This window comes from Allobosea massiliensis (genome assembly GCF_042655245.1).
Classification (GTDB): Bacteria; Pseudomonadota; Alphaproteobacteria; order Rhizobiales; family Beijerinckiaceae; genus Allobosea; species Allobosea massiliensis.
In genome coordinates, this window is the sequence record NZ_JBHSLU010000005.1 from 59,654 (window position 1) to 71,703 (window position 12,050).

The window sequence follows — 12,050 nt, forward strand, 5'->3', positions numbered from 1 at the left end:
TCTCGACGAACGAGGACGGACGCAGCCTCAACCAGCGATCGCCTCGCTGAGTGCGACGACACGCTTGGCCATCTCGGCATGCAGCAGCTCGACCATGCGCCCGCCGAGCTGGATTGCGCCCCTGCCCTGATTTTCGGGCAGCGCGAAGGCCGCGATGATCGCCTGCGCCTGGGCGAGTTCGGCTTCGTCGGGGGCGAAGACGGCATTGGCCGTTGCGACCTGAGCCGGGTGGATCAGGGTCTTTCCGTCGAAGCCGAGATCACGTCCCTGCTCGCATTCGGCCAGAAAACCCTCCTCGTTCTTGAGGTCGTTGTAGACCCCGTCGAGGATGTCGAGCCCATGCGCGCGCGCCGCCAGGATCGCGCTGGTCAGCCAGGGCAGCATCGGCGCCCGGCCGGGCACGAAGCGGGCGCGGGTTTCCTTGGCGAGGTCGTTCGTCCCCATCACGAAACAGCTCAGGCGGCTGTGCGGATTGCGTGCGGCCCGCGCGATCGCCTCGGCCTGAAGAATGGCGAGCGGCGTCTCGATCATCGCCCAGACCCGCAGCGTCGGCTGTGCCTTCAGGCTGTCGAGCTGCGCGCCGATCTGGTCGAGCGTCTCCGGGGCCGACACCTTGGGGATCAGGATCGCATCCGGCTTCGCTTCGACCGCAGCGCCGAGATCGTCCCCGAACCACGCCGTATCGACGCCATTGGTCCGGATCACGAGCTCGCGCCGGCCATAGCCTCCGGCTTTGACGGCAGCGCAGACCTGTTCGCGGGCGGCTGCCTTGGCCTCGGGCGCGACCGCGTCCTCCAGGTCCAGGATCAGGACATCGGCGGCGATCTCGCGGGCCTTTTCCAGCGCACGGGCGTTCGAACCCGGCATGTAGAGCACGCTGCGGCGGGGGCGGATGGTCGTCATGGCTGTCTCCCGGCTCCGGAGGTCCTGCCTCCGGCCAATCGTCGCTGCACCGCACACTAGACGCGAAGCGCCGGCAAGGTCAGTTCTGCGAAGGTCGCATGAGGAAGGCGGGACGATGGGCTGGATCGCGGGCGTCGACGGGTGCAAGGGCGGCTGGATCGCGGCCTGCCTCGACACGGCGAAAGGCGGCCCACCCCTGCTGCGCGTGGAGCCGGACTTCCGCACCCTGCTGGCATTTGATCCCGCACTGATCGCGGTCGATATGCCGATCGGCCTGCCCGACCGGATCGAGGGGTCGGGTCGCGGCCCCGAACAGCTGGTGCGGCCCTGGCTCGGCCAGCGCCAGTCCTCCGTCTTCTCGATCCCGTCGCGGGCGGCCGTGGAAGCCGCCGACTACGGCGAGGCCTGCCGGCAGGCGCTGGCCACCTCGCAGCCGCCCCGCAAGGTGTCGAAGCAGGGCTTCCACCTCTTCCCGCGCATCCGCGAGATCGACACCCTTTTGCGGGCCGAGACGGGCCTGCGCGAGCACATCCGCGAGGTCCACCCCGAGCTCGCCTTCGCCACTATGCGCGGCGGCCCCCTCGCACACCCCAAGAAGATCAAGGGTCGCATCAACGAGGCCGGCATGGCCGAGCGGCGCGCCCTTCTTGTGGTGGAAGGCATCCCGCCCGAAACCGTCCATGCCCGCCCGCCGAGAGGCGCCGGCGCCGACGACATGCTCGACGCGCTCGCCGCCCTGGTCGTCGCCCGGCACATCGCAGCCGGGCGCGGACGGCCCTTCCCCGACCCGCCGGGACGCGATAGCCACGGCATACCCGTCGCGATCTGGAGCTACCGGCCCGATCGCTCGCCGCCACAGGACACCGCCATGACCGAGAACCCCGTCCCGCGCCCGATGATCGAGGCGGCCGCGCAGCGCATCGCCGGCCACGCCCGCGTCACCCCCGTGATGCGGCTGGGCACAGGTGCTTTCGGCTCTGAAGCCGACATCTCGCTGAAGCTCGAATGCCTGCAGCATGCCGGCTCCTTCAAGACGCGCGGCGCCTTCAACAACCTGCTCTCGCTGGACGTGCCGGTCGCCGGCGTCGCTGCGGCTTCCGGCGGCAATCATGGCGCGGCAGTCGCCTATGCGGCCCGCGCCCGTGGTGTGAAGGCGACGATCTTCGTCCCCGAGATCTCGCCGCCGCCGAAGATCGAGGCGATCCGCCGCTTCGGCGCCGAGGTCGTGATCGGTGGCGCGCAATATGACGACGCACAGGCCGCCTGCGACCGCTTCGTCGCCGAAAGCGGCGCCCTCAAGATCCACCCCTTCGCGGCGAAGGAGACCATCGCCGGCCAGGGCACGCTCGGCCGCGAATGGCAGGGACAAGAGCCGGACCTCGACACCGTCCTCGTCGCGGTCGGCGGCGGCGGGCTGATCTCCGGCATCGCTGCCTGGTTCGCAGGCTCGAAGGTCAAGGTCGTCGGCGTCGAGCCGGCGGGCTCGCGCGCGCTCCAGGCCGCGCTCGAAGCCGGCGGGCCGGTGCAGGTCGAGGTCGCCTCGGTCGCCGCCGACTCGCTCGGCGCCCGCAATGTCGGCCCGCTCGTCCACGCTGTCTGCAAGGATGCGGTGGATCATGTCGTGCTGGTCCCCGACGAGGCCATCACCGGTGCGCAGGTGACCCTTTGGCGCGATTTCCGGCTGGCGGTCGAGCCCGGCGGCGCCGCGGCGCTCGGCGCCCTGCTCTGCGGAGCCTACCGGCCCAAGCCGGGCGAGCGGCTCGGCGTCCTAGTCTGCGGCGCGAATGTCGATCTCGGCAGGCTCGCCGCGCTGGCGGGCTGATCCGCCGCCTCCGCGCTCTCAGCCGCAGCGCTGCATTTTTTGCAGCGCTGCGGCAAGAACTCAGCACAAGACGTCACCGCTGCGCCCGCCCTAGCGTGATCCCCTGAGCGGACAGCTCCTGTTCCACCGAAGATGCGGCTGCGGAGACGCCGCCGCCCGCTTCGCAAACAGAGCCCCCGCACGCGATCGATCCGCCCCCTCTCGCGAAGGAGCCGCCATGCGCCGCCAGTTCCTGAAATCCGCTATCGCCGCCGCCCTCGGCGCCTCGCTCGGCTTCGCCTCCCCCGTTTTCGCGCAGGCACCCACCAAGATCCGCTTCACCCTCGACTGGAAGTACCAGGGCGTCCACTCCTGGTACTTCTACGCCAAGGAAAAGGGCTATTTCGCCGCCGAGGGGCTCGACGTCACGATCGACCAGGGCGACGGCTCGGCCGCGACCGTGACGCGCATCATGGGCGGCGCCTATGACGCCGGCTTCGGCGACATGAACGCGATCATCCAGCAGGCCGTGAACAAGCCGGGCGAGCAGCCGGTGATGGTCTACATGATCTACAACAAAGCGCCCTTCGCGATCATCCACAAGGCGGATGGGCCGATCAAGACGCTGAAGGACCTCGAAGGCCGCAAGCTGACTTCGCCCGCCGGCTCCGCGACGCACCGGCTGTTCCCGATCTTCGCCAAGCTCAACGGCATCGACGCCAGCAAGGTCGAGGTCGTCAACATCACCCCCTCCGTCCAGGAGATGATGATGGTTCAGGGCCAGGTCGACGGCGGCTTCGTCTTCACCGTGACCTCTTACATGAACCTGATCGGGATGAAGCTGAATCCTGACAAGGACTACAAGTTCATCATGTATTCCGACCACGGCATCGCCTCCTATTCGAACGGCGTGATGGTCTCGCAGAAGCTGATCAAGGAAAACCCGAAGGCCGTCGCGGGGCTGGTCCGGGCGATCAACAAGGCGATGCTCGAACTCGCCGCCAACCCGGCCGAGGGCGGCAAGGTGATGAACCGCGTCGAACCCACGGTGAATGCCGAGATCGAAGCCAAGCGCATCGAGTTCACCTACAAGGCCCATATGCTGACCCCCGAGACCGAGAAGCTCGGCGCCGGCGATGTCTCGGACGAGCGCATGACCAAGGCGATCGCTCAGATCGGCGAGGCCTTCGATCTCAAGAGCACGCCGAAGGTCGAGGAGGTCTTCAACCGCTCCTTCCTGCCGCCCCTGGCCGAGCGCAAAATGCCGGCGCCTAAGAGCTGAGCGACGGCCGATGCCGGGCGCCGAGCGCGCCCGGCTTGTCACGCACCCCGCCAGCCAGCGAACCGGCGAGCCCGACATGATCGTGCTGAGCGAGGCCGATATCCGCGCCCTCGTCGACCCTGCGGAAGCGGTCGCGCTGGCGGCCGAAGCCTTCCGGCTCACGGCGGCGGGTGAGGGCCATGCGCTGCGTGGCGACCTGAGGGCGGACGATCCCCGGCGCGGCTGCCTGCTGCTCACCGGCAGCGCCGGGCCGGCAACGCTGACGATCAAGAGCAATGTCCACGCCTATCCCGACGGGCCCGACGCTCCCCGCCGCTGGACGAGCCTGCTCACGCTGTGGGACTGGAGCCGGGCAGAGCCGCGGGCGCTGATCTCAGCCGGCCTGTTCAACGAGCATCGCACCGCGGCGGGTTTTGCCGCCGGCCTCGACCGGCTCGCCGCTCCCGATGCCGGCACAGCGACCCTCTTCGGCGCGGGGCGCAGCGCCCCGCTCACGGCGCTCTATCTAACAATCGCGCGGCCCTCGCTGACTCGTCTCTATCTGGTCGGCCGTTCGCCAGAGCGGGTTCGTGACTTGGCCGCCGCGCTGGCGCGAGAGCCCGCATTGGCCGGGATCAAACTGGTGACGACGGCCACACCGGCCGAAGCCGTCGCCGCAAGCGAGATCGTCGTCACCGTCACGACCTCGGAGGAGCCCGTCTTCCCCGGCAAGGCCGCCCGCCCCGGCGCCTGCATCGTGCTCGGCGGCGCCAACCGGCCTGGCGCCCGCGAGGCCGACGATGACCTGATCCGCCGGGCCGACATCTATCTCGACGCTCGCAAGGACGCCTTCGCCAAGGCGGGCGATCTCGTCCGGGCGCAGGCCTCGGGCGCGCTCGACCCCGCCCGCCTCCGCGGCGAGATCGGCGCGCTGCCGGGGCGCGCGCTGCCGTTCAGCCCCGGCGCCGACGTCACTGTGTTCAAGTCGATGGGCCTGCCGCTGCAGGACGTGCTGCTGGCAGACGCTCTGGTGACGAAGGCCTTGGCCCGCGGCCTGGGCACGCCGGTCGATTTGCAGGGGGCGCCATGACGGGCACAACGCTCCTGATCCGCGGCGCGCGCATCCTGGCCGGCGCGGCCGCGCAGGACACGCCCTCGGGCGACATCCTGATCCGCGGCAACACCATCGTCGCCGTCGGCGAGGTGCCGCCGCAACCGCCCGGCAGCGTCACGCGCGAGATCGACGGTCGCGGCCTGCTCGCGGCGCCCGGCCTGATCAACGCGCATATGCATTCGCAGTCGGGCACGATGTCGGGCTTCGCCGATGGGCTCAGCCACCCCGCCTTCATGTGGCTCACGCAGGCCCACACCTCGCGCCGCACGCCCGACGAGATCCGCCTCGCCGTGCTGCTCTGCGCCGCGCAGATGCTGACGACCGGCACGACCGCGCTGATCGACCATTTCCCCGGACAGCGCTTCAGCACGGCGGACATGGACGCCGTGCTCGCGGCCTGGGAGGAGACCGGCCTGCGCACGACGCTGGCGATGCGCTTCTTCGACGGGGTCTTCTCCGACATCATCCCCGCCGGCATCGAGGTGCCGGCCTCGGTGACGACTTTGGTCAGCGGCTCCGGTCTGCTGGCGCCGCATCCGCTCGCCGAGCTGCGCGAGCAGATGCCCGATCTCGTCACCCGCTGGCATGGCCGTGCCGGCCGCATCGGGCTCTGCCCCGCCCCCTCCAACCCGGATCGCTGCAGCGACGAGGCGCTGCTCTTCTGCGCCGAGCTGGCAGAGAGACACGACCTGCCCATCCACACCCATCTGCTGGAGACGAAGGCCCAGGCGCGGATCGCGCGGGAGCGCTATGGCGAGAGCACGCTCGCCCATCTCGAGCGCCTCGGCATCCTCTCCGACCGCTGGTCCTGCGCCCATGCAATCTGGCTCGATGAGACCGACATCGCCCTGATGGCGCAGCGCCAGGCCATCGCCGTCCACAATCCCGAGAGCAATGCCCGCATCGGCACGGGGCGGATGCGGACGCCGGAAATGCTGGCGGCGGGCGTGCCGATCGCGCTCGGCACCGACGGCTCGGGCGCCAATGACAACCTCGTCATGCAGGAGGCGATGCGCGCCGCCGCGCTGCTGCACCGCTCGGACCTGCCGGACCGGCGCCGATGGGTCACCGCCCGCGACGCGCTGCGCATGGCGACGGTGGAAGGCGCCCGCGCGCTGCGCCTCGCCGGCCGGCTCGGCGAAATTGCGCCCGGGCAACTCGCCGACATCGTGCTCTACCGGCTCGACGCGCCCTGGTGGCGCCCGCTCAACGACGCCGCCTCGCAGCTCGTCTTTGCCGAAACCGGCGCGGCGGTGACGACCGCGATCGTCGACGGGCGCATCGTGCTCGACCAGGGCCGCATCACGACCTTCGACGCACCGGCCGTCCTCGGCGAGATCGAGGCGATGGAGGCGAGCCTGCGCCGGCGCAACGCCGATCTCTTCGCCGCGGCCGACGCGATCGCCAGAGCCGTCCCATGAGCAAGGCAGCCCCATGAGCGCGACCGTCGATCTCGTCATCCGCGATGCGCTGCTCGTCACCCCCGAGGCCAGCCGCCATGGCGCCGTCGCGGTGGACGATGGCCGCATCGTCGCGATCGGCCGCAGCGAGGCGATGCCCTCCGCGCGCCGGGTAATCGAGGCCGGCGGGCGCCCGCTCATCCCCGGCGCGCTCGACGTCCATACCCATGTCCGCGAGCCCGGTTTCTCGCACAAGGAGACCTGGGCGACGGCCACCGCCGCCGCGGCGGTCGGCGGCGTCACCACGATCTTCGACATGCCCAACACCGACCCGCCGACGGCCAATGCCGCCGCGGTGCGCGAGAAGATCGCCATCGCGGGCCCCCAGGCCCATGTCGATTTCGGCGTCTATGGCTATGTCGGCGAGGCCAATCTCGCCGATCTGCAGCCCATGGCGGAGGCCGGCGCCAGCGCCTTCAAGCTCTTCTTGGGCAGCGACAACCCGCTCGTCCCCTGCCCGAACGACGGCGCCGTCCTCGATGCGCTGGCGCTGATCCGCGAGACCGGGCTGCGCTGCACCGTCCATGCCGAGAACACGCCGATCCTGAACTGGCGCGGCGCGCAGATGAAGGCAGCCGGTCGCGATGACCTCGCCGCCCATCTCGCCCAGCATGCCGACATCGCCACCGTCGAGGCCGTGCAGCGCATCGCGCTGTTTGCGGAATGGACGGGCTGCAAGATCCATATCGCCCATGAGAACTGCCGCCACGCCTTGCCGGTGATCGCGGCGGCCAAGCGGCGCGGCGTCGCCATCACCGCCGAGACCTGCCCGCACTACCTGCTGCTGAGCATGGACGACGCCGAGCGGGCCGGCGGCAATGCGCTGCGGGTCAAGCCGCCAGTCCGCGAGGCCGGCCATGCCGAGGCCCTCTGGGCCGCCCTGCTCGACGGCACGATCGACATGATCTCGACCGACCATGCCCCGCATCCGGTCGAGGAAAAGCACCGCGCCTCGATCTGGGAGACCTCGCCGGGCTTCCCGGGTGTCGAGACCTCGATGCGCCTGATGCTGACGGAGGTGGCTGCCGGCCGGCTGACGCTGCAGCACTATGTCCGCCTCGCCTGCGAGGCCCCGGCGCGCGCCTTCGGCCTCTGGCCCCGCAAGGGCGCGCTGCTGGTGGGCACGGATGCCGACCTCGTCCTACTCGATCTCGACCACCGCGAGACGATCCGCGGCGCGACCTTCCAGTCCAAGGGCAAGGTCACGCCCTTCGAGGGCCGCGAAACCGAAGGCCGCGCCGCGATGACCTTCCTGCGCGGGACCTGCGTGGCGCAGGACGGGGAGGTCATCGCCCCGCCCGGCACGGGACGCTCCCTCCAGCCGCCCTGAATCGGGCCCACCTTCGGAATGCGGTGAACCGATGCGCCAGCAAACCGAAAGTGATCAAAGACAGCGTCTCGCCGGCAGCTTCTGCGGCCGGGTTGACCTTGACTCAAGACAGTAAACCCACAGGCGAAGATTGCCCTTGCCCTGAACTTCCTCTCGGTTAGATGATGCGAGCCCAAGCTTTTGCCGTTCTCGGGCCTCGGATGGGCTGCTGCATTGCGTAAACGATCGGGTTGCGGCGCATCCTGCTTTGGCAGGCCCTGGGCGCGAGGCTGCGAGCCTCGATGAAGCCCGATGTCCTGACGACCGCTCTGGCCGAGTGCCGCCGCGCCTTCTGGTCCGTAGCGCTGGTGAGCTGCGCGACAAACCTGCTGATGTTCGCCGGCCCGATCTACATGCTGCAGGTCTACGACCGCGTGATCCCGGGACGCAGCGTGCCGACGCTGGTCGGGCTGACGCTGATGCTGCTCGCCGCCTTCGCCTTCCAGGGTTTCCTCGATGCGGTCCGCAACCGGATCGTGATCCGCATCGGGCGGCTGCTGGACGAGCGGCTGGCCGGCCCCATCCATAGCGCCGTCGTCCTGCTGGCACGGCAGAACCGGCCGCCCGGCGAGAGCGGGCAGCCCCTGCGCGATCTCGACATGATCAGGGCCTTCCTCTCAGGTCCCGGCCCCGCCGCGATCTTCGACATGCCCTGGATCCTCGTCTTCGTCGGCGCTTGTTTCCTCATCCATCCCTGGATCGGAGCGGCGGCGATTCTGAGCGCCCTGCTGCTGATCGGCCTGACGGTGCTGACGGAACTCAGCGGACGTGACGGCCAGCGTGAGACGTTGCGCGAGACCGCGCTGCGCCACTCGCTGATCGAGGCGGCCCGCGCCAACGCGGCGACGATCAAGGCGCTCGGCATGACGACGGCGCTGCGCGAGCGCTGGCTGCGGATCAACCGGCGTTACCTCGACGCCATGCAGCGCACCAGCGACGTGATCGGCGGCTTCGCCAGCGCCTCGCGGACGCTGCGCATGCTGATCCAGTCGCTGGTATTGGGTCTCGGCGCCTATCTCGTCGTCATCGGCGATATGACGGCCGGAGCGGTGATCGCCTGCTCGATCATGATCGGCCGCGCGCTCGCGCCGGTCGAAGCCGCGATCGGCAGCTGGAACGGCTTCACCAATGCGCGCCAGGCCGTCGGACGCTTGAAGCGGCTCTTCGGCGCCATGCAGATACCGGGCGAAACGACTGAGCTCCCCGCGCCCACGCGCTCGCTTACCGTCGAAAACCTGATCGTGGCGGCTCCCGGCGCCATGGGCGCGCTGCTGCAGCAGGTCGCCTTCGGGCTGAAGGCCGGCGACGCGCTCGGGATCATCGGCCCCAGCGCGGCGGGCAAGAGTTCTCTCGCCCGGGTGCTCGTCGGCGCCTGGCCGGCAGCGCGCGGCGCGGTCCGGCTCGACGGCGCGCTGATCGACCACTGGGACCCTGTCGCGATCGCCCGCCACATCGGGTATCTGCCGCAGGAGGTCAGCCTTTTCGACGGCACGGTCGCCGACAACATTGCACGCATGGCGGTCGAGCCCGATGCCGCCGCCGTCGTCGCCGCGGCAAAGGCGGCCGGCGCGCATGACATGGTCCTGCGCCTGCCCGGCGGCTACGACACGGTGATCGGCGAGGGCGGCGTCGCCCTGTCGGGCGGACAGCGGCAGCGCATCGCCCTCGCAAGGGCGCTCTACGGCGATCCCTTCTTCGTCGTGCTGGATGAGCCCAACGCCAATCTCGACCGGGAAGGCGAGGCCGCGCTCACTGAAGCCATTCGCGGCGTCAAGGAGCGCGGCGGGATCGTCGTGGCGATCGCGCATCGGCCCGCCGCCGTGGCCGTTTGCGACCATGTGCTTTATCTCGGCCAGGGCACGCAGCTTGCCTTTGGCCCCCGCGACGAGGTCCTGCGGAAGATCCTGGCGCCCGCCGCCGCGGGCGAGGCCCGCGGTGTCGAACGGCGCAGCGAGGTCGCCTGACATGAGCCTCTCCGCCCCGAAGCTTGCCGAGGTCCAGGGCAGCCTCGCACGCCTCAACCGCGTAGCAGTCGTCAGCGTCGCCCTCTTCGTCTTCGGCATCGGCGGCTGGGCCTGGGCGGTCAACCTCTCCGGCGCCGTCCTCGCAGCGGGCCAGGTGGTCGTCGAGGGCAATCTGCGGCGGGTGCAGCATCCCAGCGGCGGCGTCGTCGGCCAGATCCATGTCTCCGAAGGCCAGGCCGTCGCGGCCGGAGACGTGCTGCTGCGCCTCGACGACACGCTGACCCGGGCCAATCTCGGCATCGTCCGCTCCCAGATCGACGAATTGGCCGCCCGCGAGGCGCGGCTTCTGGCCGAGCGCGATGGCCAGACCGCCATCGCCTTCCCGGGCGACCTCCTGGCGCGGCAGGCCGATCCGGCTGTCGAGCGGGCGATGGCCGGCGAGGCCAGGCTGATCGAGGCCCGCACCCGCTCCCGCGAGGGACAGAAAGCCCAGCTGCGCGAGCGCGCGGCCCAGTTCGCGGAGGAATCCCAGGGTCTTTCGGTCCAGATCGCCACAAAGGAAAAGGAAGAGCAGCTGATCGCGGAGGAATTGCGCGGCGTTGCGCAGCTCTTCCGACAGAACCTCACTTCGATGCAGCGCTACACCGCGTTGCAGCGCGATCAGACCCGCGTCTCCGGCGAACGCGGCCAGCTCGTGGCCGAACGCGCGCGCGTCCGCGGCAAGGTCGCCGAGGTCGAGCTGCAGATCCTCCAGCTGGACCAGGACATGCGGACGCAGGTTCTGGGCGATCTGCGCGAGACCCAGGGCAAGCTTGCAGAATTGCGCGAGCGGCGCGTCGCAGCCGAAGACCAGCTCGCGCGCGTCGAGATCCGCGCGCCGATCGCAGGCCTTGTCCATCAGCTCACCGTCTTCACCGTCGGCGGTGTCGTCGCCGCCGGCGAGACGCTGATGTCGATCGTCCCGCATGACGAAGCGCTCGTCGCGGACGTCCGTGTCCTGCCGACCGATATCGACCAGCTCGTTCCCGGGCAGGAGGCAGTGGTGCGCGTTCTCGCCGGCAACCAGCGCACGACACCGGATCTGCGCGGTCGCCTGACGCGCATCGGCGCCGACCTCACCCGCGAGCCTCAGACCGGGCTGAGCTATTTCACCGCCCGCATTGCCCTGCCCGAGAGCGAGATCCGGCAGTTGCGCGATTTCAAGCTTGTTCCCGGCATGCCGATCCAGGCGTTCCTGCGCACCCAGGACCGTTCGGCGCTGGACTATCTCCTGCGGCCGCTGCTCGAACAGGCCGGCCGCGCCTTCCGCGAGCGCTGATGCCACCGCGCGGGGGCGGAGGGCTCATTCGGCTGGACCAGCTCAAGTAACTCCAGGTTGCAGGCTCCGTCCCACCGCCCAGCGGCGATCCGATAAAGGTCGATCCCGCGCAGGCCGCAGAAACATGGCGAAAAAGAGGCGCAACTCAACAATCCTGCACCGCGCGGAATCAGTTCAAAACGAAACAAGTTTTTGATCGAAGACGGCAGCATCTTATGCTGATCTAGCAAATATTATGGTGTATTGGCCGGCGCTGTTGTCTCCTATTTTTTTGCAGCGCAGCTTTACGGCAGCAACAACTCTGCGTAATGTTACCGATGCGGTAACGATTTTTTAAGCTATTTTCGGAGCTGCCATGCCCGCGCCGACCAGCCTTGCGCTCTCCAATCTCGCCGTTACCGAAAACAGCCCCTTCAACAGCCTTGTCGGTATCCTTTCCGCTACGGACACCGATCCCGGCGACGGCATCGCCCGCTACGAACTGACCAGCGCGGGCACGCCCTTCACCATCGTGGGCAATGAATTGCGCGTCGCCGGCCCGATCGATTTCGAGGCGCAGCCGAGCTGGACGCTGACAATCCGGGCTTATGACTTCTCCGGCGCTTTCGTCAGCGCCGACTTTACGGTCATCGTCCGCGACGCGATCGAGGGCACGGGGAATGCCGATACCCTGACCGGAACCGCCGCAGCCGAGATCATCCAGGGGCTCGCCGGCAACGACACGCTGATCGGCTAGGCGGGCGCCGACATCCTCGACGGCGGCCTCGGCCGCGACCGGGCCAATTACGGCAACGAGACGGGAACCGGCCCGGCCGTCGTCAATCTCTCGAACGCCGCGATCCAGTACGACGCCGATGGTG

Annotated in this window: 9 protein-coding genes; 8 read left to right on the top strand and 1 reads right to left on the bottom strand. The window is 69.4% G+C overall.

What is annotated here, in order from left to right:
* Window positions 1–27 precede the first annotated feature (27 nt).
* A complete protein-coding gene (locus tag ACFPN9_RS02980) occupies window positions 28–903 on the bottom strand; it encodes an HpcH/HpaI aldolase/citrate lyase family protein (protein ID WP_066723032.1) in 876 nt (291 codons plus the stop codon).
* Window positions 904–1,018: 115 nt separating this feature from the next.
* Here ACFPN9_RS02980 and ACFPN9_RS02985 point away from each other — a divergent pair, with 115 nt between their 5' ends.
* The 8 genes from ACFPN9_RS02985 (at window position 1,019) to ACFPN9_RS03020 (ending at window position 11,926) form a co-directional block, all read left to right on the top strand.
* Window positions 1,019–2,725: a serine/threonine dehydratase gene (locus tag ACFPN9_RS02985; protein WP_348626281.1), complete on the top strand. Its 1,707-nt coding sequence runs from the start codon at window positions 1,019–1,021 to the stop codon at window positions 2,723–2,725.
* Window positions 2,726–2,942: 217 nt separating this feature from the next.
* A complete protein-coding gene (locus ACFPN9_RS02990; protein ID WP_082735114.1) occupies window positions 2,943–3,986 on the top strand; it encodes an ABC transporter substrate-binding protein in 1,044 nt (347 codons plus the stop codon).
* Window positions 3,987–3,996: 10 nt separating this feature from the next.
* Window positions 3,997–5,055, top strand: a complete 1,059-nt coding sequence (locus tag ACFPN9_RS02995; RefSeq protein WP_066723034.1) for an ornithine cyclodeaminase family protein — start codon at window positions 3,997–3,999, stop codon at window positions 5,053–5,055.
* On the top strand, window positions 5,052–6,500 hold the full coding sequence (locus ACFPN9_RS03000; protein ID WP_066723036.1) for an amidohydrolase family protein: 1,449 nt from the start codon (window positions 5,052–5,054) through the stop codon (window positions 6,498–6,500). Before ACFPN9_RS02995 ends, ACFPN9_RS03000 begins: the two co-directional genes overlap by 4 nt.
* Window positions 6,501–6,513: 13 nt before the next feature.
* Window positions 6,514–7,869 carry a dihydroorotase gene (locus tag ACFPN9_RS03005; RefSeq protein ID WP_066723043.1) on the top strand — a complete coding sequence of 452 codons (1,356 nt, stop codon included), beginning with the start codon at window positions 6,514–6,516 and terminating at the stop codon, window positions 7,867–7,869.
* A 281-nt stretch (window positions 7,870–8,150) separates the two neighbouring features.
* Window positions 8,151–9,872: a type I secretion system permease/ATPase gene (locus ACFPN9_RS03010; protein ID WP_066723076.1), complete on the top strand. Its 1,722-nt coding sequence runs from the start codon at window positions 8,151–8,153 to the stop codon at window positions 9,870–9,872.
* 1 nt (window position 9,873) lies between these two features.
* The gene (locus ACFPN9_RS03015) at window positions 9,874–11,190 is read left to right on the top strand and encodes an HlyD family type I secretion periplasmic adaptor subunit (protein ID WP_066723046.1); all 1,317 of its coding nucleotides are present in this window, start codon (window positions 9,874–9,876) and stop codon (window positions 11,188–11,190) included.
* A gap of 355 nt (window positions 11,191–11,545) precedes the next feature.
* The gene (locus tag ACFPN9_RS03020; RefSeq protein WP_066723050.1) at window positions 11,546–11,926 is read left to right on the top strand and encodes a cadherin repeat domain-containing protein; all 381 of its coding nucleotides are present in this window, start codon (window positions 11,546–11,548) and stop codon (window positions 11,924–11,926) included.
* Window positions 11,927–12,050: the final 124 nt, after the last annotated feature.

Bases quoted from the DNA above. Each gene is read 5' to 3' on its own strand.
- ACFPN9_RS03000 (WP_066723036.1), top strand. From the start codon at position 5,052: ATGACGGGCACAACGCTCCTGATCCGCGGCGCGCGCATCCTGGCCGGC.
- ACFPN9_RS03010 (WP_066723076.1), top strand. From the start codon at position 8,151: ATGAAGCCCGATGTCCTGACGACCGCTCTGGCCGAGTGCCGCCGCGCC.
- ACFPN9_RS02980 (WP_066723032.1), bottom strand. From the start codon at position 903: ATGACGACCATCCGCCCCCGCCGCAGCGTGCTCTACATGCCGGGTTCG.
- ACFPN9_RS03005 (WP_066723043.1), top strand. From the start codon at position 6,514: ATGAGCGCGACCGTCGATCTCGTCATCCGCGATGCGCTGCTCGTCACC.
- ACFPN9_RS02995 (WP_066723034.1), top strand. From the start codon at position 3,997: ATGCCGGGCGCCGAGCGCGCCCGGCTTGTCACGCACCCCGCCAGCCAG.
- ACFPN9_RS03020 (WP_066723050.1), top strand. From the start codon at position 11,546: ATGCCCGCGCCGACCAGCCTTGCGCTCTCCAATCTCGCCGTTACCGAA.
- ACFPN9_RS03015 (WP_066723046.1), top strand. From the start codon at position 9,874: ATGAGCCTCTCCGCCCCGAAGCTTGCCGAGGTCCAGGGCAGCCTCGCA.
- ACFPN9_RS02985 (WP_348626281.1), top strand. From the start codon at position 1,019: ATGGGCTGGATCGCGGGCGTCGACGGGTGCAAGGGCGGCTGGATCGCG.
- ACFPN9_RS02990 (WP_082735114.1), top strand. From the start codon at position 2,943: ATGCGCCGCCAGTTCCTGAAATCCGCTATCGCCGCCGCCCTCGGCGCC.